26 protein-coding genes are annotated in these 19,675 nt (G+C 71.1%); 3 read left to right on the top strand and 23 right to left on the bottom strand.

Annotation, left to right across the window (positions count from 1 at the left end):
• Positions 1-53: 53 nt before the first annotated feature.
• Positions 54-1,922, bottom strand: coding sequence for a glutamine--fructose-6-phosphate transaminase (isomerizing) (glmS, locus tag H4F70_RS04795; protein ID WP_182359209.1), 1,869 nt, complete (start codon positions 1,920-1,922; stop codon positions 54-56).
• Positions 1,923-2,016: 94 nt separating this feature from the next.
• Here glmS and H4F70_RS04790 point away from each other — a divergent pair, with 94 nt between their 5' ends.
• Positions 2,017-2,964 (top strand): dienelactone hydrolase family protein, encoded by a 948-nt coding sequence (locus H4F70_RS04790; RefSeq protein WP_235681339.1) that lies wholly within the window; start codon positions 2,017-2,019, stop codon positions 2,962-2,964.
• Positions 2,965-3,008: 44 nt separating this feature from the next.
• Here the strand turns inward: H4F70_RS04790 and H4F70_RS04785 are convergent, their stop codons facing one another.
• From H4F70_RS04785 to infA, 15 genes are all read right to left on the bottom strand, one after another.
• On the bottom strand, positions 3,009-3,383 hold the full coding sequence (locus H4F70_RS04785; protein WP_182359208.1) for a hypothetical protein: 375 nt from the start codon (positions 3,381-3,383) through the stop codon (positions 3,009-3,011).
• Positions 3,376-3,960 (bottom strand): hypothetical protein, encoded by a 585-nt coding sequence (locus H4F70_RS04780; protein ID WP_182359207.1) that lies wholly within the window; start codon positions 3,958-3,960, stop codon positions 3,376-3,378. The genes H4F70_RS04785 and H4F70_RS04780 overlap by 8 nt, the downstream gene beginning before the upstream one ends.
• The gene (locus tag H4F70_RS04775) at positions 3,957-4,340 is read right to left on the bottom strand and encodes a hypothetical protein (RefSeq protein WP_182347891.1); all 384 of its coding nucleotides are present in this window, start codon (positions 4,338-4,340) and stop codon (positions 3,957-3,959) included. Before H4F70_RS04775 ends, H4F70_RS04780 begins: the two co-directional genes overlap by 4 nt.
• An 84-nt stretch (positions 4,341-4,424) precedes the next feature.
• Positions 4,425-5,777, bottom strand: coding sequence for a phosphoglucosamine mutase (gene glmM, locus H4F70_RS04770; protein ID WP_182359206.1), 1,353 nt, complete (start codon positions 5,775-5,777; stop codon positions 4,425-4,427).
• Between the two features lie 189 nt (positions 5,778-5,966).
• Positions 5,967-6,452: a 30S ribosomal protein S9 gene (gene rpsI, locus H4F70_RS04765; protein ID WP_372497556.1), complete on the bottom strand. Its 486-nt coding sequence runs from the start codon at positions 6,450-6,452 to the stop codon at positions 5,967-5,969.
• 56 nt (positions 6,453-6,508) lie between these two features.
• The gene (gene rplM / locus H4F70_RS04760; protein WP_182347893.1) at positions 6,509-6,952 is read right to left on the bottom strand and encodes a 50S ribosomal protein L13; all 444 of its coding nucleotides are present in this window, start codon (positions 6,950-6,952) and stop codon (positions 6,509-6,511) included.
• Between the two features lie 518 nt (positions 6,953-7,470).
• Positions 7,471-8,442 carry a hypothetical protein gene (locus H4F70_RS04755; protein ID WP_182359205.1) on the bottom strand — a complete coding sequence of 324 codons (972 nt, stop codon included), beginning with the start codon at positions 8,440-8,442 and terminating at the stop codon, positions 7,471-7,473.
• Complete coding sequence (gene truA / locus H4F70_RS04750; RefSeq protein ID WP_235681337.1) at positions 8,405-9,313, bottom strand: tRNA pseudouridine(38-40) synthase TruA; 909 nt, start codon at positions 9,311-9,313, stop codon at positions 8,405-8,407. The genes H4F70_RS04755 and truA overlap by 38 nt, the downstream gene beginning before the upstream one ends.
• 6 nt (positions 9,314-9,319) lie before the next feature.
• A complete protein-coding gene (rplQ, locus tag H4F70_RS04745; RefSeq protein WP_182347895.1) occupies positions 9,320-9,877 on the bottom strand; it encodes a 50S ribosomal protein L17 in 558 nt (185 codons plus the stop codon).
• A 57-nt stretch (positions 9,878-9,934) separates the two neighbouring features.
• Positions 9,935-10,975 (bottom strand): DNA-directed RNA polymerase subunit alpha, encoded by a 1,041-nt coding sequence (locus H4F70_RS04740; protein WP_182359204.1) that lies wholly within the window; start codon positions 10,973-10,975, stop codon positions 9,935-9,937.
• A gap of 207 nt (positions 10,976-11,182) precedes the next feature.
• A complete protein-coding gene (gene rpsD, locus H4F70_RS04735) occupies positions 11,183-11,788 on the bottom strand; it encodes a 30S ribosomal protein S4 (protein ID WP_182359203.1) in 606 nt (201 codons plus the stop codon).
• Positions 11,789-11,821: 33 nt separating this feature from the next.
• Positions 11,822-12,229: a 30S ribosomal protein S11 gene (gene rpsK, locus H4F70_RS04730; protein WP_143906530.1), complete on the bottom strand. Its 408-nt coding sequence runs from the start codon at positions 12,227-12,229 to the stop codon at positions 11,822-11,824.
• A gap of 3 nt (positions 12,230-12,232) precedes the next feature.
• On the bottom strand, positions 12,233-12,607 hold the full coding sequence (rpsM, locus tag H4F70_RS04725; protein WP_182347898.1) for a 30S ribosomal protein S13: 375 nt from the start codon (positions 12,605-12,607) through the stop codon (positions 12,233-12,235).
• A gap of 174 nt (positions 12,608-12,781) precedes the next feature.
• Complete coding sequence (rpmJ, locus tag H4F70_RS04720) at positions 12,782-12,895, bottom strand: 50S ribosomal protein L36 (protein ID WP_143906526.1); 114 nt, start codon at positions 12,893-12,895, stop codon at positions 12,782-12,784.
• Between the two features lie 92 nt (positions 12,896-12,987).
• Complete coding sequence (gene infA / locus H4F70_RS04715; protein ID WP_143906524.1) at positions 12,988-13,209, bottom strand: translation initiation factor IF-1; 222 nt, start codon at positions 13,207-13,209, stop codon at positions 12,988-12,990.
• A 262-nt stretch (positions 13,210-13,471) separates the two neighbouring features.
• On the opposite strand from infA, the gene H4F70_RS04710 reads away from it, so the two are divergent.
• The gene (locus H4F70_RS04710; RefSeq protein WP_182359202.1) at positions 13,472-13,987 is read left to right on the top strand and encodes a hypothetical protein; all 516 of its coding nucleotides are present in this window, start codon (positions 13,472-13,474) and stop codon (positions 13,985-13,987) included.
• A 53-nt stretch (positions 13,988-14,040) separates the two neighbouring features.
• Positions 14,041-14,541, top strand: a complete 501-nt coding sequence (gene dtd / locus H4F70_RS04705) for a D-aminoacyl-tRNA deacylase (protein WP_182359201.1) — start codon at positions 14,041-14,043, stop codon at positions 14,539-14,541.
• 54 nt (positions 14,542-14,595) lie between these two features.
• On the opposite strand, the gene H4F70_RS04700 is transcribed toward dtd, so the two are convergent.
• The 7 genes from H4F70_RS04700 to rpmD form a co-directional block, all read right to left on the bottom strand.
• Positions 14,596-15,591, bottom strand: coding sequence for an aldo/keto reductase (locus tag H4F70_RS04700; protein WP_182359200.1), 996 nt, complete (start codon positions 15,589-15,591; stop codon positions 14,596-14,598).
• Positions 15,581-16,042, bottom strand: a complete 462-nt coding sequence (locus H4F70_RS04695) for a MerR family transcriptional regulator (protein WP_182359199.1) — start codon at positions 16,040-16,042, stop codon at positions 15,581-15,583. Before H4F70_RS04695 ends, H4F70_RS04700 begins: the two co-directional genes overlap by 11 nt.
• An 88-nt stretch (positions 16,043-16,130) precedes the next feature.
• The gene (map, locus tag H4F70_RS04690) at positions 16,131-16,925 is read right to left on the bottom strand and encodes a type I methionyl aminopeptidase (RefSeq protein WP_182359198.1); all 795 of its coding nucleotides are present in this window, start codon (positions 16,923-16,925) and stop codon (positions 16,131-16,133) included.
• A gap of 2 nt (positions 16,926-16,927) precedes the next feature.
• Positions 16,928-17,473 (bottom strand): adenylate kinase, encoded by a 546-nt coding sequence (locus H4F70_RS04685; protein WP_182359197.1) that lies wholly within the window; start codon positions 17,471-17,473, stop codon positions 16,928-16,930.
• Positions 17,470-18,777, bottom strand: a complete 1,308-nt coding sequence (secY, locus tag H4F70_RS04680; protein WP_182347903.1) for a preprotein translocase subunit SecY — start codon at positions 18,775-18,777, stop codon at positions 17,470-17,472. The genes H4F70_RS04685 and secY overlap by 4 nt, the downstream gene beginning before the upstream one ends.
• Positions 18,778-19,047: 270 nt before the next feature.
• The gene (rplO, locus tag H4F70_RS04675; RefSeq protein WP_182359196.1) at positions 19,048-19,491 is read right to left on the bottom strand and encodes a 50S ribosomal protein L15; all 444 of its coding nucleotides are present in this window, start codon (positions 19,489-19,491) and stop codon (positions 19,048-19,050) included.
• Positions 19,488-19,673, bottom strand: a complete 186-nt coding sequence (gene rpmD, locus H4F70_RS04670; RefSeq protein ID WP_182347905.1) for a 50S ribosomal protein L30 — start codon at positions 19,671-19,673, stop codon at positions 19,488-19,490. Before rpmD ends, rplO begins: the two co-directional genes overlap by 4 nt.
• Between the last annotated feature and the right edge of the window lie 2 nt (positions 19,674-19,675).

Genomic DNA, 19,675 nt, shown 5'->3' with positions numbered 1-19,675 from the left:
TGTGCCTCCTCCGGGCGGCCGCGGCACACCCTGTAGCGGCCGCGGGCGGACTTCTACTCCACCGTCACCGACTTCGCCAGGTTGCGCGGCTTGTCCACGTCGTAGCCGCGCGTCTTGGCCACCTCCGCCGCGAACACCTGCAGCGGCACCGTCGACAGCAGCGGCTGCAGCAGCGTCGCCGACGGGGGGATCTCGATGAGGTGGTCGGCATACGGCCGCACCGTGTCGTCGCCCTCCTCCGCGATCACGAGCGTGCGCGCGCCGCGGGCCTGGATCTCGCGGATGTTGCTGAGCATCTTCGAGTGCAGCACCGCCCGCCCCTTGGGCGAGGGCATGACGACGAACACCGGCAGCCCGTCCTCCAGCAGCGCGATCGGGCCATGCTTGAGCTCGCCCGCGGCGAACCCCTCGGCGTGCATGTAGGCGAGCTCCTTGAGCTTGAGCGCCCCCTCGAGCGCCACCGGGTAGCCCACGTGACGGCCCACGAACAGCACCGCGGGGGCCTGCGCGATGTCGCGGCCCAGGCGCCGCACCGGCTCGACCGTCTGCAGCACGCGCTCGATCAGCGCGGGCATGGCCTCGAGCGCCTCGTACTCGCGGGCCACCTCGTCCTGGTATTTGGTGCCGCGCGCCTGCGCCAGCGCCAGGCCCACCAGATAGTTGGCGGCCAGCTGCGCCAGGAAGCACTTGGTGGACGCGACACCGATCTCCGGCCCGGCCCGGGTGTAGAGCACCGCGTCCGCCTCGCGGGGGATCTGCGCGCCGTTGGTGTTGCACACCGCCAGCACGCGGGCCTTCTGGTCCTTCGCATGCCGCACGGCCTCGAGAGTGTCTGCCGTCTCGCCCGACTGCGAGATGGCGACGACGAGCGTGGACCGGTCGAGCACCGGGTCGCGGTAGCGGAACTCACTGGCCAGCTCCACCTCGACGGGCAGCCGGGTCCAGTGCTCGATGGCGTACTTGGCGACGAGCCCGGAATGGTAGGCGGTGCCGCAGGCCACGACGAAGACCTTGTCGACGTCGCGGAGCTCCTGGTCGGACAGGCGCTGCTCGTCGAGCACGATCCTGCCGTCGATGAAGTGCCCGCGCAGAGTGTCCGCGACGGCTGCCGGCTGCTCCTGGATCTCCTTGAGCATGAAGTACTCGTGGCCGCCCTTCTCGGCGGCGTCGAGGTCCCAATCGATGGTGAACGGCCGGGTGCGGTCCGTCGCGTCCGCGCCGTGGAAATCGGTGACCTCGTAGCCGTCGGCGGTGATGACCACGGCCTGGTCCTGGCCCAGCTCCACCGCCTCACGGGTGTGCTCGATGAACGCGGCCACATCGGAGCCGATGAACATCTCGCCCTCGCCGACGCCCACCACCAGCGGCGTGGACCGGCGGGCGGCGACGATGGTGTCCGGGTCGCCGGCGTGGGTGAACACCAGCGTGAACGCACCCTCCAGACGGCGCAGCACCGCGAGCGCGCTGCCGACGAAGTCCCCCGCGTGCGGTCCGTCCGCGTACTCGATGGCGATCATGTGCGCCGCCACCTCGGTGTCGGTGTCGCTGCACAGGTCCACGCCCAGGTCCTCGAGCTCGGCGCGCAGCGCCGCGAAGTTCTCGATGATCCCGTTGTGCACCACCGCGAAACGCCCGGTGGCGTCGGTGTGCGGGTGCGCGTTGCGGTCGGTGGGCCGCCCGTGGGTGGCCCATCGCGTATGCCCGATGCCGGCGTGGCCGGCGAAGACGCCGTCGCCGGCCGCGGCCAGGGCGTCCTCCAGGTTGGCCAGCCTGCCCGCCCGCCGCTCCACGGCCAGGCTCCCGTCCCCGTCGAGGATCGCCACCCCGGCCGAGTCGTAACCCCGATACTCCATCCGCCGGAGCGCCTCCACGACCACTCCGAGGGCGGGCTTGGCGCCCACGTACCCCACGATTCCGCACATAGTGCACAAGGATACGTGCCCCGTCCGCGTGCCCGCGGGGGTGGATTACGGCTGCCGTCCCGACAGGGCGCACGCGATCGGTTACCGTCGTCACGTGGCACCCAAACCGAAGTCCCTGGCACGCTCCCTGTCCCGGCGCGGCCCGCACCGCGTGCTGCGCGGCGACCTGGCGTTCGCCGGGCTACCGGGCGTCGTGTGCACGCCGGAATCCGGCTTCGGGCTGCCCGCCGTGGTGTTCGGGCACGATTGGCTCACGCCGCCGCGCCGATACCTCGACACGCTCGCCCACCTGGCTTCCTGGGGATTCGTGGTGGTCGCCCCGGCGACGGAGCGCGGGGCTCTCCCGTCCGCCCGGTCGTTCGCGCAGGATCTCGGCACCGCCGCGGACATCGCCACCAGCGTGCGGCTGGGCCCCGGCCAGATCAGCGTGCACCCGGCGAAGGTTGCCATGGCGGGGCACGGATTCGGCGCGGGAGCAGCCGTACTGGCTGCGGGACTTCACGGTGCGGCCGACGACGACGCCCTGTCCGGACGCGCCCGGGCCGGCCGCAAGTCCCAGCGTCCCGCGCGGCCGTTCGACCCCACGGCGCGCCGGCCCGTCGCCGCGGTCACCGCACTGTTCCCGGCGCCGACAAGCCCTTCCGCGCTGCCGTCGGCCGGCCAGGTGCACGCACCCGCGCTGGTGTTGTCCGAGCCGGGGACGGGCGGCGTGGCGTCCGCGGAGTCCACGGCCCTTGCCGCCGCCCTGGGTGGCCCGGTGACCACCCGCATCGTTCCCGCCGCGGAGGACGGCGCGCTCGCCGAGGACCGCAGGCTCGCCTCGTTCTTCGGCCTTCCCGGCTCCGACAAGCATCTGCAGGCGACCACGCGCGCGTGCTTGACCGGCTTTCTGCTGGCCGCCGTCACCGACAGCAAGGAGCACGCCGTCTTCACGGACGAGGCCACCGTCCTGCCCGGCACCGCGGCGGTCGCCGCCGAGCCCGACGAGCCCGCCGCCCCGAGCACCCGCGCGCGGCTGCTCGGTACGCTCGCCGGCCGCTGAGCGGGCGCCGGCCCGCCCTCGGCCGCACAGAGCGCAGTTCGGGGTCAGCCCCAGGGCAGGTCCGAGTTCCAGCGCGAGTCGAGGAACACGGCGCCACGCGCCCGCACCCCGTCACGCTCCGGCCACGGTGCGCTGTCCACCGCCTGCTCCGACACGGCGCAATCCCGCCCGACGGGCTCGGATGCCGCGGCGGGGTCCTGCACGGCTACGGGCCCCCGATCCCCGACCGACGCGGGCGCCCTTGTCGGCCGGGGATCCTCCGCGGGTGCCGGTTCCCCCGCGGCCGGCGCCTGCCCTGACGGCGAGGCCGGTTGCGGCTCGCCGCCCCGCCGGGCCACGACCTCCCGGATCCGCTGCTCGATGGCCTCCATCGCCTGGGCGTGATCCGCGCAGATGTGGTCGAAGCGCTGCTCAAACACGGGAGTCCCCCACGTTGCGGCCGTCTACCGGCGTCGCCCCCAGCTCCTCCGTAAGAACCTCGCCTATCCGGTGCATCGACGCCGCGGTCTGCATGCACGAACGGGCGAACACCGCACGCAGCTCGCCGGGCCCGGCAGTGGACGCATCACGGGCCGCGCCCGGCGCACCGTCTTCCACGGCCGCCAGTGCGTGCGCGTGCCGCGCGCGCACCGTCTCCACCGCCCCGGCGCCCGCACGCAGGACCTCGGCAACGTACCGCAGCACGTCCGCATGGTGGCCCAGCGACCGCAGGCCGCCCTCCAGGTCGTGCGCCGGAGAGTCCGCCGCGCTGCCCAGCGCCCTGAGCACGCCCGCCGGGAGCAGGCGGCCTTCGTGCACGACGCCTTCGAGGTCGTCCGCCCGGGCGTCGCACCACTCTGCACGCAGCCGGAGCCCCATCGGGTCCGCGCCCGCCGCGCGCTCCCAGAGCGCGCGCAGGTCCGCACCAGGTTCCGCAGTGGCCGGCGGGTCAGATCCCCGGACCCCGCCGCCGTCGACGACATGCTCCCACGCCGCAGGAAGCGCCCGCGGCGTCACAGCGGGCCCGCCGCCCCGCCGGGCGGCGAGCCCGCCGCGGCGGCCCCCACCGACCGCAAAGCCTCGGCCACCTCCGCGTCGGCGTCCGCCGCGGCGCCGACCGTGCGCCGGATGTACTGCGCGCAGTCGTCGACCGTGGCCGCCCATTCCTGTTCGCCGCGCCGGACCCCGGCGAGGCACTGCCGCAGCGCCTCGTCGATCCGTCCGAGCGCAGAATCGCCGGCGGTCTCCGCCATGCCCGGCGCCGCAGGCCGCGTGAACTCCCCCGCCGCCGCGCGCGCATCCGACGCGCTCGCGCCGAGCGCGCGCAGGACCGCATCGACCTCCGCGCGGTCCACATCGAGCCGCCCGCGACGTCCGTCCGCCCCGGATCCGTCCATTCGTCCCCCGTCCCCCGTGCATCCCCTGTCGCCGGCCGCCCCGCTCCGCGTGTCGGCCGACGGCGCGCCCCTCCCGTCCGCCACCTACACGCCGGATACCGCCTCGGAGAGCGCGTCCGCCAGCGTGCGGGCGACGGCGATGTCCTCCGCCTCGACCATGACCCGCACCAGCGGCTCCGTCCCAGACGGCCGCAGCAGCACCCTACCGCGCCCCGCCAGTTCCGCCTCGGCCCGGCGCACCGCCTCGCCGACGACGGCGGAATCGGCCACCGCCTTCTTGTCGTCCACCCGCACGTTCACGAGGACCTGCGGCAGCACCGTCATCACCTTGGTCAGCTCGGCGAGCGTGCGTCCGGTCTGCGCCATGCGCGCCATCAGCCGGAGCCCGGTCAGAACTCCGTCGCCCGTGGTGCCATGATCCGGCAGCACCACGTGCCCCGATTGCTCCCCGCCCAGGCTGTAGGATCCGCGACGCAGTTCCTCCAGGACGTACCTGTCGCCTACCGCGGTGGTGCGCACGGTGATCCCGGCGGCCTGCATGCCCAGGTGCAGCCCCAGGTTGCTCATCACCGTCGCCACCAGGGTGTCCTCCGACAACTCGCCCGCCTCGCGCATGGCCACGGCCAGGATCGCCATGATCACGTCGCCGTCGACCACGTTCCCCTCCGCGTCGACGGCCAGGCAACGGTCGGCGTCGCCGTCGTGGGCCAGGCCCAGATCGGCCCCCTGCTCCACCACCGCGCGCCGCACGTCGTCAAGGTGCGTGGAGCCGCATCGGTCGTTGATGTTGATGCCGTCGGGCTCGTCGTTGATGGCGACGACCTTCGCGCCCGCCGCCCTGTATGCGAGCGGCGCTGCCCGGTGGGCCGCACCGTTGGCGCAGTCGACCACCACCGTCACGCCCTCCAGCGGCGTGTCCACCGCTGCGGCCAGGTGCTGCAGATAGCGGTCCAGCGCTTCGTGCGCGCTACGCACCCGGCCGATCGCCGCACCCGTCGGCCGGTACGCGCGTCGCTGCGGCTCGCTGCCCGGACGCAGCAGCTGCTCGATCCGGTCCTCCACCGCGTCGTCCAGCTTGTGGCCGCCGCGGCCGAAGATCTTGATGCCGTTGTCCGGCATCGGGTTGTGCGACGCCGAGATCATCACACCCATGTCGGCCTCGTACGCCGCGGTGAGAAACGCGACTGCGGGTGTGGGGACGACCCCGACGCGGAGCACGTCGACCCCGGACGCGGCGAGCCCCGCGCTCACCGCCGCCTCGAGCATCTCGCCGCTGGCGCGCGGATCCCGCCCGAGCACCGCGACCGGGCGGGCCGCGCCCGCCGACGGCGATGCGAGCACCGCGGCGGCCGCCTCCGCCAGCGCCAGGGCGAGGTCGGCGGTCAGGGTGGAGTTCGCTTCCCCGCGGACCCCGTCCGTACCGAAGAGTCGTGACATGTTGGTCGAGGTCCTTCCCGCGGCGTCACCGTCCGGCGGTGCATGGTGCAAAGGACGGGTCATCCGCCACGCGGTCTTGTGTGTACAGGGCGGAACGAGAAAACCGAGGGCGGGCGCCGGATCGTTCCCGACGCCCGCCCTCGGTGTGCGCGGGGACGCCGCCGGCACGGGACCGGCGGCGTCGACCACTCAGCGCTTCGAGTACTGCGAAGCCTTGCGGGCCTTCTTCAGGCCGTACTTCTTGCGCTCGACCGCGCGCGCGTCACGGGTGAGGAAGCCCGCGGACTTGAGCGCGGAACGGTCCTCCGGCTGCACGTCCACCAGGGCGCGTGCGATGGCCAGGCGCAGCGCACCGGCCTGCCCCGAGGGGCCGCCTCCGTGCAGACGCGCATGGATGTCGAAGGACTCCTCGCGCTCGACGAGCACCAGCGGGGACTTCACCAGCTGCTGGTGCAGCTTGTTGGGGAAGTAGTCCTCGATGGTCCGCCCGTTGAGGGTGAAGCCGCCGGTACCGGGCTGCAGACGCACCCGCGCCACCGCTTCCTTGCGGCGGCCGACAGTCTGCACCGGACGGTCGCCGCCCAAGTGCGGAACCGGCGCCGCGACGACGTCCTCGGCCACCTCGTAGCCCTCGTCGACGATGCCCTCGTCGACGACCTCGACGCTGTCGGCGATGGAGGCCTGCAGGCCTTCGTTCTCAGGGTTGGTCACGTTGTGCTCCTCCGGCGCCGTCACTGGGCCACCTGCTTGATCTCGAACGGCACCGGCTTCTGCGCGGCGTGGGGGTGCTCGGGGCCCGCGTAGACCTTGAGCTTGGAGGCCATGGCGCGGCCCAGCTTGGTGTGCGGGAGCATGCCCTTGATCGCGTCTTCGACGAAGCGGTCAGGGTGCTTGGCGATCATTTCGCCGGCAGACAGCGAGCTGAGCCCGCCCGGGTGGCCGGAGTGCCGGTAGCTGCGCTTGTCCGTCAACTTCTTGCCGGTGAGCGCGACCTTCTCGGCATTGACGACGACGACGAAATCCCCGCCGTCCGAGTGGGGGGTGTACGTGGGCTTGTGCTTGCCGCGGAGCAGCGTCGCCGCCTTGCTGGCGAGCCGTCCGAGCACCACATCGGTGGCGTCGATGACGTACCACTGGTGGGTGACGTCACCGGCCTTCGGGGTGTACGTGGACACTAGGTTGTTCCTCGTCTGTCGAATGGAATGCCGGCCTGGGTGCGTGCCGGACGGCCCCGGCGGCCGGTGGAGACCCGGGGGCGACCTGCGTGGCAGTACACCAACGAAGAACGATACCGACAGCCGATCGGCGCCGTCAAAGCGGGCCCGCCAGCACGCCGAAATGCGGCCCGGTACGGAGCCGGACCTCCCCTCCGACTTCCGCACCGGGCCACCGTGGCCGCGGACCCGCATCCCCCTCGCGCGGGTCCCGGCCGGCCTCTCCCCTATCTCCCCCTCGATCACAGCGCGCACCGTGTGGCCGGCGCCTCGGTCCGCTCCCTCCTCATCCCGCGCGCTCCGCCCGGAACCGCGGGACGATCGGACCGAGACGGCGCCCGGACCGACACCGGCCCGGGCACCCCGCTGCCCCCCACTTGTATGGACGCAACCGTGGCCGCACCGGTTCCCACCCCGCGAGAGAATTCTCCCGTGACTGCCGGGACATCGGTCCTGCAACGCAGAGGGCCCGGCGACCGTCACGGCGTCCGCGCCCACAGCACCGCGCCGCGCAGCGGCGCATCCCCGTCCGTACAGACGAGCCGGGCGCCGCCGGCGGCGCAGAGGGTCCGGTCGAACTCCCGTCCCGCGCGCGGTACCGCGATCACCCCGTCCGGCGCCACGCCGCCGTTGAGGTCTGCCAACCCGGGGAGCAGGCCGGTGCCGCATTCGGATCCAGCCACGCCCTCGCGCCCCAGCACGTCTCCCGCGCCGTGCACGGCGCGCCGATGCTCCGGCGGCCGCACAACGCCGGGGTTCCAGCGCCCGCCTCCCGCGGACCGGCGCTGCGGCCGCCGGTCCACCACGGACGAGACCGTGCACTCGGGCCACTGCTCGACGACGCCGACCGCGCCGCCCGGACGAATCAGCCCCTCGGACTCCGCGGACGTCACCGCAGCCCACGTCGATCCCACCGTGACGACGTCGTCCGCCAGGGCGGCCGCCGCGCGCTCGAGGACGCCCCGACGGATCGTCCCCCACTGTCCCGGCAGCACCAGCACCATCCGCGCGCGTCCGCACTCCCGGCCGGCCTGCACGCCGTCGCCGACGGCGACCGCCGCGTGCACATGCCGCAACAGCCCGCGGAACAGCTCCACGGTCCGGAACACCGCATCGCCGAGGGCCGTGTACTCCTCGTCCACCGCCGACGGCAGGGAAGGTTCGAACGCGCCCAGGCCGTCCCCGGCGCGGCGGGCGGCCTCGTCCCCGTACTCGAGACCCTCGCGTGTGCGCAGCACCGCCGCCCGCTGCCGGGTGACAGTCCCGTTCCCCCATGCGCGAACGATCACGGGACCTACGTCGACCACCACCGTCCCCCGGTCGCGTCCTTCCGAATCCCCCACCGTCTCCCCCTCGTCGCCGCCCCGCCGGAGTCCCCGGGCGGTGGACTCCCGCAGCAGCCCGCGTGCCGGTTCAGTCGCCGCAGCAGCCGCCGGGCTCCATACGGCCACGCTCCGCCTCGACCGGGCTGCGCTTGTCCATTGTTCTGCGATTCCGTGCCGCGAGCTCGTCGTCCGGCGGATAGTCCACGCCGGCCAGACTCAGACCCTTCGCGGGCGCCACCGGCACCGCGCTGGACCGCTCCCGCTCCGCCAGCAGTTCCGTCATCCACCGCGGAGGGCGCCGGCCCTGCCCCACCGTGAGCGCCGCCCCGACGAGGCTGCGCACCATCGACCAGCAGAACGCGTCCGCACTCACCTGCGCCACGAGGACGCCGCCGCCGTCCTCGGCCCATTCGAAGCGTTGCAACTCACGGACGGTGGTCGCGCCGTCGCGACGCCGGCAGTACGCGGCGAAGTCATGCAACCCCACCAGCGCGGCCGAGGCCTGCCGCATCGCCGCCAGGTCGACGGGGCCACGCCACACCGCGGTGTCGCGGGCCCGCACCGGATCCGCGCCCGATTCCGCCGCCGTCACCCGGTAGGCGTAGTGCCGCCGCAGGGCCGAGAACCGCGCATCGAACTCCGCGGGCACCGGGGTGAACGCGCGTATGCGCACGTCCTGCGGCAGCAGCCGGGCGAACCGGCGCACCAGCCGGGACGGCTCGTCCGGTACCGCGTCCGTCGGCAGATCCAGGTGCGCCACCTGTGCCGCCGCGTGCACCCCGGCGTCCGTCCGGCCCGCCACCGTCAGGTGGGCGGGTGTGCGCAGCACGGTCGCCAGCGCATCCTCCAGAACGCCGCACACCGTCCGCAACCCGGGCTGCTTGGCCCACCCGGAGAAGTCCGTGCCGTCGTAGGAGATGTCGAGACGCAGACGGGTGAGCCCGCCGCCGCTGTCCGCGGCGGCGGGCTCACCCGCGCTCTGAAAGGAATCCTCCACGGGGGACTAGTCCTTGTCTGCGGCCTTGTCGTCCTCGGCGTCGGTCGCGTCGGCTGCGGTGGCGGTGGTCTCCTCGATCCCCTCCACCACCTCCTCGGCGTTCTCGACCTCGGCCTCGGACGCCTCGTCGGCGACCTCGGCGACCGGGTTCTCCTGGGCCTGCGAGGCCGCGACGCGACGCGCACGGTCCGCCTCGGTGGACACCGTCTGCTCGCGCACCAGCTCGATGATCGCCATCGGGGCGTTGTCGCCCTTGCGCGGGAGCGTCTTGATGATGCGGGTGTACCCGCCGTCCCGCTCCGAGAAGTGCGGTCCGATGTCGGCGAACAGGTGGTGGACGACGTCCTTGTCGGTGATGTTCTTCATCACCTCGCGTCGGTCTGCCAGCGTGCCGGCCTTGGCCTTCGTGATCAGCTTCTCCGCGTACGGACGCAGCCTCTTGGCCTTCGACTCGGTGGTGGTGATCCGACCGTGTTCGAAGAGCGCAGTGGCCAGGTTGGCCAGGATGGCCTTCTGGTGCGAAGCCGACCCGCCGAGGCGGGCACCCTTGGTGGGCTTGGGCATTGTAGTGCTCCTTGTAGGTACCCGGGACGGCCTCTCCGGCGTTCCGGGTGAAGACGGTTACAGCTGTTCGGTCTCGGCGAAGTCCTGATCGTCCTCGTCCGTGTCCGTCCACGTGCCCGTCTCCGGGTCGTATCCGGCGATCGTGGACGGGTCGAACCCGGGAGGGCTGTCCTTGAGCGCCAGGCCAAGGGCGGCGAGCTTGACCTTGACCTCGTTGATCGACTTCTGTCCGAAGTTCCGGATGTCCAGCAGATCCGACTCGCTGCGCGCCACCAGGTCGCCCACAGTGTGGACGCCCTCGCGCTTGAAGCAGTTGTTCGAGCGGACCGCCAGCTCCAGCTCCTCGATCGGCATGGAGTACGCCGCGATGTGGTCGGCCTCGACGGGCGAGGGCCCGATCTCGATGCCTTCCGCTTCCACGTTGAGCTCCTGTGCCAACCCGAACAGCTCGACCAGCGTCTTGCCGGCCGACGCGATGGCGTCACGCGGGGAGATCGAGTGCTTCGTCTCCACGTCCAGGATCAGCTTGTCGAAGTCCGTGCGCTGCTCCACACGGGTGGCCTCGACCTTGTAGGTCACCTTGAGGACCGGCGAGTAGATGGAGTCGACCGGGATACGGCCGATCTCCGCGCCTGCGGCCTTGTTCTGGATCGCCTGGACGTAACCGCGGCCACGCTCGACCACGAGCTCGATCTCGAGCTTGCCCTTCTCGTTCAGCGTCGCGATATGCAGATCGGGATTGTGCACCACCACGCCGCTCGGCGGGACGATGTCACCCGCGGTGACCACGCCGGGCCCCTGCATGCGGACGTACATCGTGACCGGCTCGTCCTCTTCGGAGCTCACGACGAGTCCCTTGAGGTTGAGGATGATCTCGGTGACGTCCTCTTTCACACCCGGGATCGTCGTGAACTCGTGGAGCACACCTTCGATCCGGATGCTGGTGACCGCCGCGCCCGGAATGGACGACAGCAGCGTGCGCCGAAGCGAGTTGCCGAGCGTGTAGCCGAACCCCGGCTCCAGCGGCTCGATCACGAACTTCGAGCGGTTGTCCGCGATGACCTCTTCGGTCAGCACGGGTCGCTGCGAGATGAGCATTGACATTCCTCCTGTACGGACGTCCGCTATTTGACGTCCACCTGACACCTCCACCGGCCGCGGGCCGAACGCCCTCGGCCCGTGGACGACCCCGCCCCCGGGCACTGCAGCCCGGGACGGACGGACCCCCGAGACCTTCGGGGAAGCCCCGAACGCTGTCCGGGACAGCGCCCCCGCGCGGCATCGGCCGCACGGGGGACGCACGATCTACTTCGAGTAGTACTCGACGATGAGCTGCTCCTGCAGCGGCACGTCGATCTGCGCGCGCTCCGGCAGCTGGTGCACGAGCACCCGCATGCGCGGGCCGACGACCTGCAGCCAGCCGGGGACGTTGCGCTCACCCTGGGTCTCCCGCGCCACCTGGAACGGCAGCGTGCTCATCGACTTCTCCTTGATGTCGATGATGTCGTACTGCGACACGCGGTAGCTGGGGATGTCGACCTTCTTGCCGTTGACCAGGAAGTGGCCGTGGCTGACGAGCTGACGCGCCTGACGGCGCGTGCGCGCGAGGCCGGCGCGGTAGACGACGTTGTCGAGACGCGACTCGAGCAGGATCAGCAGGATCTCACCGGTCTTGCCGGGACGCGACGCGGCCTCTTCGTAGTAACGGCGGAACTGCTTCTCCATCACGCCGTAGCTGAAGCGGGCCTTCTGCTTCTCCTGCAGCTGCAGCAGGTACTCGCTCTCCTTGATCCGCGCGCGGCCGTGCTGGCCGGGCGGGTAGGGGCGACGCTCGAACGCCTGGTCTCCTCCGACGAGGTCGACACGCAGACGACGCGACTTGCGGGTGACCGGTCCGGTATAACGAGCCATGAACCTTTAGCCTCCTATCCTTTCCAGTTCCCGCTAGACCCGGCGCCGCTTGGGCGGACGGCAGCCGTTGTGCGGCTGAGGGGTGACATCAGAGATTGTGCCGACCTCGAGACCGGCGGCCTGCAGCGAGCGGATCGCCGTCTCGCGGCCCGAACCCGGTCCCTTGACGAAGACGTCGACCTTCTTCATGCCGTGCTCCTGCGCCTTGCGCGCGGCGTTCTCGGCCGCCAGCTGCGCAGCGAACGGGGTCGACTTGCGCGAACCCTTGAAGCCGACATGGCCGGACGACGCCCAGGAGACGACGTTGCCGGCGGGATCGGTGATCGAGACGATCGTGTTGCTGAACGTGCTCTTGATGTGTGCGGCGCCGAGCGGGATGTTCTTCTTGTCCCTGCGTCGGGTGCCCTTCTTGGGGCCGGTGCCGCGTGACTTCGGTGGCATTGCTTACCTGGCCTTCTTCTTGCCGGCGATGGTCTTCTTGGGGCCCTTGCGCGTGCGCGCGTTGGTCTTGGTGCGCTGACCACGGACCGGAAGCCCACGACGGTGGCGCAGGCCCTGGTAGCAGCCGATCTCCATCTTGCGACGGATGTCCGCCTGCACCTCGCGGCGAAGGTCGCCCTCCACCCTCAGGCTGTTCTCGATGTACTCACGCAGCTTCGTGAGGTCCTCGTCGGTCAGATCCTTGCTGCGCAGGTCGGGGCTGACGCCCGTGGCCGCGAGGATCTCCTGGGAGCGGGTACGGCCGATCCCGTAGATGTATGTCAGTGCGATCTCCATCCGCTTCTCGCGGGGCAGATCCACACCAGAGAGTCGTGCCATGTGGCAGATCCTGTTCTCGGTGTTCGGAGGTCTTCTCCCAGCCCGTCCCCGATCGCTATGGGGCCCCGGCCTCCGTGCCGGGGGTGGACCGCGCCCGCGTGGGGCTCGGCTGGTTCTGGGAGGCTGTCATGTCGCTCGGCAAGCCGATCGCAATTGTGCGTTGGCCGGCGCTGCCTAACCCTGGCGCTGCTTGTGCCGCGGGTTGTCGCAGATCACCATGACCCGCCCGTGACGGCGGATCACCTTGCACTTCTCGCAGATCTTCTTGACGCTCGGTTGCACCTTCACGTCTGTCGAATCTCCTGAAGATCACTCCACGCCGCCGCCATCGGCGCCGCGGAATCGTAGTCCTTCCGACCGGGACCGGCCGGAAAGGGTTCTCACCTGTACCGGAAAACGATCCGACCGCGGGAGAGGTCGTACGGCGACAACTCCACCACCACCCGGTCCTCCGGGAGGATCCTGATGTAGTGCTGCCGCATCTTGCCACTGATGTGGGCAAGGACCTTGTGTCCGTTCTCCAGCTCAACGCGGAACATTGCGTTGGGCAGGGGTTCGATCACACGCCCCTCGACCTCGATGGCGCCGTCCTTCTTGGCCATGTCCTCCGCGATCCTGGCGACGATCGGCCACCCGGGCACGCCCGGGCGAGCGCGAATCGAACGCCTACTCGTCCTCCTAAGGGATGATGCCCACTACAGGCCTGCTCGCTACAGGCCCGCGCGCCCTGCCGTCCGATCCGGACGGACCCGCCGCCTTCAGGCGGCACGGGACGCGCGCGCAGCACGCACCAATCGACCAGGGTACACGCCCGCGCCCGCGCGGCGAAAACCCGCCCGTACCGGACGAGAAGGATCACCGACCATGGCCGCAGCACCGCATCAGTGGTTCGACAGTTTCGGCGACCTCGCCACCTGGTTCGGATCGATCGGCACCGTCGCGGCGTTCGGCGTCGGATTCTGGCAGATCCACCGCGAACGCAAGCATCGCCTGCTGCGCGAGATGGGCGAGCGCATGCGCGCCCGGCGTACCCATGCGGATCAGGTGAGCGTGTGGATCGCGGACTCGGAGCTCGTGATCGCGAACCGATCCGGCCACCCCATCCACGATGTCGAGGTCCTGCCGGAAGACGCCCGTACCGCGGGAGACGGGGCCGACGGGCTCGACGCGCCGCCCATCCGCATCAGGTTCGTGCTGCCCGGGGAGCACCGACAGTCCGTGCGGCAACCCGCGCATGTCGCCGCGCTCCCCGCGATCACCTTCACCGATGCGCGCGGCGACCGTTGGCACCGCGCGCCCGGCCGCCCGCCGGCCCTCGCCGGCACGCATGGGCGCATCGGCCCCGACCGTCCCTCCTCCCCCGGCGACGACGTCGAGTAGCGGGTCCCGGACTCCGCGGGAGCGGTCGGTGGCGGTTCTGATCGAATGGCAGTATGCGGGCGGTCGTTCAGAGAGTCACATGGGCACGGGTGCAGGTCGACGGCGAGACCGTCGGCGAAATCCTCGGCGACGGTGAAACCGGGGACGGTGTCACCGGCGACCCCGGCGCGGCCCCGCCCGGCGTCCGGCAGGGGCTGCTGGTGCTCGTCGGCGCGACGCATTCCGACGATGACGCGGCCGCGCGTGCCCTGGCCGCGAAGATCTGGCGGCTCCGCATCCTCGACGGCGAGCTCTCGGCCTCCGACGTGGACGCCCCGGTGCTCGTGGTCAGCCAGTTCACCCTGTACGGCGACACCCGCAAGGGCAGGCGCCCGTCGTGGAACGGCGCCGCCCCGGGCCCGGTGGCCGAGCCGCTGGTGCGGGCCGTCGCCGACGAGCTCGCCGCGCTGGGTGCCCGGGTGCAGACGGGGCGCTTCGGCGCGCACATGCGGGTCACCCTCACCAATGACGGGCCGGTCACCGTGCTCGTCCACACCGGGACACAGCAGCAGTGACCGGCCCGCAGCAGTAGCCCCGCCCGAAGGGGCCCCGCACCTACCGGCCCCGGCTCAGCCGTCGATGCTGGACATGTCGCCGTAGCGGGCACCCGCGACGGCCCCGCGCGGAACGGCGTCCTCCAGTGACGCGAGGTCCGCCGCCGCCAGCCCGACGCCGGCCGCGGCAACGTTCTCCTCGAGGTAGGCCACCCGCTTGGTGCCGGGGATCGGGACTACGTCCGGCCCCTGGGCCAGCACCCAGGCGAGCGCCAGCTGCCCCGGCGTGACGCCCTTCGCCTCGGCCAGGGTGCGGACGCGGTCGACCAGCGCGAGGTTGGTGACGAGCGCGTCGCCGCGGAACCGGGGGAAGTACTCCGTCCCGCGCGCGTCGCCGGCGGCGGAGACGGCGCCGACGTGGCCGGTCAGCATGCCGCGGCCGAGCGGCGAATACGGCACCAGCCCGATGCCCAGCTCTCGGAGGACCGGCAGGATCTCGTCCTCGAGGTCGCGGCTGAACAGGGAGTATTCGGTCTGCAACGCGGTGATGGGGTGGACGGCGTGAGCGCGGCGGACCGTGTCCGGGGCGGCCTCCGAGAGGCCGAGGTTGCGCACCTTGCCCGCCTCGACGAGCCCGGCCATCGCGCCGACGGTCTCCTCGATGGCGACGTCGGGGTCCACGCGGTGCTGGTAGTACAGGTCGATGTGGTCCACGCCGAGCCGGCGCAGGGACGCCTCGCACGCCGCGACGACGTAGTCGGGGCGGCCGTTGATCCCCACCCGTGTGCCGTCGGCGCGCCGCTCGTTGCCGAACTTCGTGGCGAGCACGACCTCGTCGCGCCGGCCGGCGATCGCCCTGCCGACCAGCTCCTCGTTGGTGAAGGGGCCGTACATGTCGGCGGTGTCGAGCAGCGTCACCCCGAGGTCGAGCGCGCGGTGGATGGTGGCGATGCCCGCGGCATCGTCGTGGGCTCCGTAGAACTCCGACATGCCCATGCAGCCGAGTCCGATGGCGGAGACGGTCAGCGGCGCGGCGGTGCCGAGGGTCCGGGTTGCGAGTTCAGTGGTCATGGGACAAGTCAACGACTTCGAGCGCGCTCGAAGTCAAGCCGCGCGCCGCGACCCGCTCCGCGTAGAGGCCGATCTTCGTGTCCAGCGCCTCGAGGTGCTCGGTCACCTCCGCGAGCCTGCCCTGCACCCGGACGCGATGCGCCAGCAGCAGCTCGAGCCGCTCCGGCTCACTGCCGTCGCCGGCACGCACCAGCTCCGCGTACCGCTGGATCTCCCGGATCGGCATCCCCGTCGCGCGCAGCCGCGTGATGAGTTCGATCCAGCCGAGGTCGGCGGCGCTGTATCTTCGGTGCCCGGACGGCGCCCGGTCGATCGCGCCGTGCATCAGCCCGTCCCGCTCGTAGTAACGCAGAGTGTGCGCGGTCAGCCCCGTCCGCTGTGCCGCCTCCGCGATGGTCAGGCCCGCCCCGCCTGCGTCCGCCCCGCCCCGGCCGTTCCGGTCCGCACCCATGCCCCGACGATAGCCATCCGGGCAGGAACACGCCGGAGGGGCCGCCCCGCGGCATGCGCGGAACGGCCCCTCCGGGGGTGCCTGCGGGCTACGGCCGTGGCGTGAGGATCAGCGGGCCGTCCTGGGTGACGGCCACGGTGTGCTCCCAGTGCGAGGCCTTGGAGCCGTCGTCGGTGATCACCGTCCACCCGTCCTCGAGCACGGTGGTCTGGTCCGTGCCCAGGGTCAGCATCGGTTCGATGGCGAGCACGGAGCCGGCCACCAGCCGCGGCCCCTTCCCGGGGGCTCCCTCGTTGGCCAGGAACGGGTCCATGTGCATCTCCCGGCCGATGCCGTGACCCCCGTAGCCGTCGACGATGCCGTAGCTCCGCCCGTGGGCCCGCCCCGCCGCGTGCGTCCCTTCCTCGATCGCATGGGACACGTCGGTCAGCCTGTTCCCGGGCAGCATCGCCGCGATCCCCGCCGCGAGCGACTGTTCGGTGGCGGCGTTGAGCTCCTCCTCCGCCGCGGTGATCGCGCCCACGGCGAAGGTCCATGCCGCGTCGCCATGCCACCCGTCCAGAATGGCGCCGCAGTCGATGGAGAGCAGGTCGCCCTCGGCGAGAACGTCGTCGGCGCGCGGGATGCCGTGCACGACCACATCGTTGCGCGACGAGCAGATGGAGCCGGTGAACCCGTGGTACCCGAGGAACGAAGGCACGGCACCGGCGGACCGGATGGACTCCTCGGCCACGCGGTCGAGGTCCAGCGTGCTGGCCCCCGGTTCAGCGGCTTCCCGGACTGCCACGAGGGTCCTCCCGACGATCGCGCCGGCCGCAGCCATCGCGTCCAGCTCCCCGGCCGTGCGGAACGGGACGGTTCTGCGACGTCGCACGAATCCCACGGCTACTTGCCCAGCGCTGCCATGGCCCGCGCGTTGATCTCCTCGATCTCGCCCACCGCGTCGACGCTGACCTCGATGCTCCGGTAATGGTCCAGCAACGGAGCCGTCTCCGCCCGGTACACGCGCAGCCGGTTGCGGATGACGTCCTCCTTGTCGTCATCGCGGCCACGCGCCAGCATCCGCTCCACCACGACATCCTCGTCTACGACGAACTCCAGCACCGCGTCGAGCGCGGTGCCCAGCCGCTCGAGGATCCCCTCGAGGGCCTCGGCCTGGTCGACAGTGCGCGGGAAGCCGTCGAGCAGGAAACCCTGCTGCGCGTCCGACTCGGACAGGCGCGCCTCCACCATCCGGTTGGTCAACTCGCTGGGGACCAGCTCGCCGGCGTCGAGGTACCGCTTGGCCTCCACGCCGAGCTCCGTGCCCTCGCCGATGTTCGCGCGGAACAGGTCGCCCGTGGAGATGTGCGGCACTCCGAGCTTGTCGGCAAGGATGGCCGCCTGGGTGCCCTTACCTGCTCCGGGGGGGCCGAGTAGAACAATTCTCATCGAAGGAACCCTTCATAGTTTCGCTGCAACAACTGGCTTTCGATCTGCTTCGCGGTGTCGAGCGCGACCACGACGATGATGAGGATCGACGTACCGCCGAACGCCATGCTCGCCGTCGCCGCCGCGCCCAGGAAGAAGTTCGGCAACACCGTGATGATGCCCAGGTAGAGCGAGCCCACCAGGGTGATGCGTGTGAGCACGTACTGCAGGTACTCCACCGTCGGCCGCCCCGGCCGGATGCCCGGAATGAACCCACCGTACTTCTTCATCTCGTCCGCCCGCTCCTCCGGATTGAACGTGATGGCGACGTAGAAGTAGGTGAAGAAGATGATGAGCAGGAAGTAGATGATGATGTAGCCGGTGTCCGCGGGGTTGGACAGGTACTGGTTGATGATCTTGTTCCACCAGTGCTCCTCGGTGCCGTTGTTGCTCGTCAGCTGCGCCACGAGGGTGGGCAGGTAGAGCAGCGAGGACGCGAAGATCACCGGGATGACGCCGGCCTGGTTGACCTTGAGCGGCAGGTACGTGGACGTGCCGCCGTACATTCGCCGGCCCACCATCCTCTTGGCGTATTGGACGGGGATGCGGCGCTGGCCCTGCTCGATGAACACGACGCCGACGAGGATCGCGAGCACCGCGAGCATGATCAGCGTGAACTTGAGCCCGCCCTGGTCCAGGATGGACTTGCCCATGGTGGGCAGGCCCGCGCCGATGCTGATGAAGATCAGCAGCGACATGCCGTTGCCCACTCCGCGCTCGGTGATGAGCTCGCCGAACCACATCAGCAGCACGCCGCCCGCGGACATGACGAGCGTCGTCACCACGAGCCCGAAGATGCTCGAATCCGCCAGGATCGGCTGGTCGCAGCCGCGCAGTAGATTGCCGCTGTTGGCCAGCGCGACGAAGCCGGTGGACTGCAGCAGTGCCAGTGCGATCGTGATGTACCGCGTGTACTGCGTCATCTTCGCCTGGCCGGACTGCCCTTCCTTGCGCAGTTCCTCGAACTTGGGGATGACGACGGTCAGCAGCTGGACGATGATGCTCGCCGTGATGTACGGCATGATGCCGATGGCGAACACCGACAGCTGCAGCAGCGCGCCGCCGGAGAACAGGTTGATGAGCGTGTACACGCCCGCCGAGTCGCCGCCGAGGGCGTCCGCGGAACACTGCTGGACCACCTTGAAGTCCACGCCGGGCGACGGCATCATCGCGCCGAGCCGATACAGCACGATCAGGCCGAGCGTGAACAGGATCTTCCGCCGCAGGTCCGGAGTCCTGAAGGCAGATCCGAAGGCCGAGAGCAAGTGTCCTCCTGGATGTGTGCTGACGGGGCGCCCGGGAAAGACCCCACCGACCCGCCCGCCCTCATCGGGCGGCGGCCCGGGCAATCCCCACCGGCGTGGTCCGGCCGGCGCGCGGACGACGGTTGAACTCTAACAGTGGGTGCAGACAGCGATGCCGCGGACGGGGCCCGCAAGGCCCCGTCCGCGGCATGCGCGCTGCTGCGACGGCGTCCGCGCCGGTCCCCCACGAGGGGTGGCCGGAACGCGACCGGGTCGCACGTGCCGTGTCCGTCAGGCGGTGGCGTTCACGGAGCCGCCGGCCGCCGCGATCTTCTCCGCTGCGGACGCCGAGAACTTGTCCGCGGTGATGTCGACCTTGACGCCGATCTCACCGTCGCCGAGGACCTTCACCGGCTGGTTCTTCCGGACAGCGCCGGCCGCGACCAGATCGGCCACTCCGACGGTTCCGCCCTGCGGGAACAACTGCGCGATGTCGCCGACGTTGACGACCTGGTACTCGGTGCGGAACTGGTTCTTGAACCCCTTGAGCTTGGGCAGCCGCATGTGCAGCGGCATCTGCCCGCCCTCGAAGGCGGCCGGCACGTTCTTGCGGGCCTTGGTGCCCTTCGTGCCGCGTCCCGCGGTCTTGCCCTTGGAGCCCTCGCCGCGGCCGACGCGCGTGCGGTCGGTCTTGGCGCCCGGCGCCGGGCGCAGGTGGTGCAACTTGATGGTCACTGTGAGACCTCCTCCACCGTGACGAGGTGCGAGACCACGTTGATCAGACCGCGCGTCTCCGGCGAGTCCTCACGGACGACCGTGTGCCGGATCCGCTTGAGCCCGAGGGTACGCAGGCTGTCACGCTGGTTCTGCTTGGTTCCGATGGTGCTGCGGACCTGGGTGACTTTGAGCTGTGCCATCG

The organism is Tomitella gaofuii (assembly GCF_014126825.1).
GTDB lineage: Bacteria > Actinomycetota > Actinomycetes > Mycobacteriales > Mycobacteriaceae > Tomitella > Tomitella gaofuii.
The sequence above is the reverse complement of the archived record's forward strand: the minus strand, read 5'-3'. Positions and strand labels throughout refer to the sequence as shown.

Coding starts and splice junctions, on each gene's coding strand:
- glmS (WP_182359209.1), bottom strand. CDS start 1,922: ATGTGCGGAATCGTGGGGTACGTGGGCGCCAAGCCCGCCCTCGGAGTG.
- H4F70_RS04775 (WP_182347891.1), bottom strand. CDS start 4,340: ATGGACGGATCCGGGGCGGACGGACGTCGCGGGCGGCTCGATGTGGAC.
- glmM (WP_182359206.1), bottom strand. CDS start 5,777: ATGTCACGACTCTTCGGTACGGACGGGGTCCGCGGGGAAGCGAACTCC.
- rplQ (WP_182347895.1), bottom strand. CDS start 9,877: ATGCCCAAGCCCACCAAGGGTGCCCGCCTCGGCGGGTCGGCTTCGCAC.
- H4F70_RS04740 (WP_182359204.1), bottom strand. CDS start 10,975: ATGCTCATCTCGCAGCGACCCGTGCTGACCGAAGAGGTCATCGCGGAC.
- rpsD (WP_182359203.1), bottom strand. CDS start 11,788: ATGGCTCGTTATACCGGACCGGTCACCCGCAAGTCGCGTCGTCTGCGT.
- rpsK (WP_143906530.1), bottom strand. CDS start 12,229: ATGCCACCGAAGTCACGCGGCACCGGCCCCAAGAAGGGCACCCGACGC.
- rpsM (WP_182347898.1), bottom strand. CDS start 12,607: ATGGCACGACTCTCTGGTGTGGATCTGCCCCGCGAGAAGCGGATGGAG.
- infA (WP_143906524.1), bottom strand. CDS start 13,209: ATGGCCAAGAAGGACGGCGCCATCGAGGTCGAGGGGCGTGTGATCGAA.
- H4F70_RS04710 (WP_182359202.1), top strand. CDS start 13,472: ATGGCCGCAGCACCGCATCAGTGGTTCGACAGTTTCGGCGACCTCGCC.
- dtd (WP_182359201.1), top strand. CDS start 14,041: ATGCGGGCGGTCGTTCAGAGAGTCACATGGGCACGGGTGCAGGTCGAC.
- H4F70_RS04700 (WP_182359200.1), bottom strand. CDS start 15,591: ATGACCACTGAACTCGCAACCCGGACCCTCGGCACCGCCGCGCCGCTG.
- H4F70_RS04695 (WP_182359199.1), bottom strand. CDS start 16,042: ATGGGTGCGGACCGGAACGGCCGGGGCGGGGCGGACGCAGGCGGGGCG.
- H4F70_RS04685 (WP_182359197.1), bottom strand. CDS start 17,473: ATGAGAATTGTTCTACTCGGCCCCCCCGGAGCAGGTAAGGGCACCCAG.
- rpmD (WP_182347905.1), bottom strand. CDS start 19,673: ATGGCACAGCTCAAAGTCACCCAGGTCCGCAGCACCATCGGAACCAAG.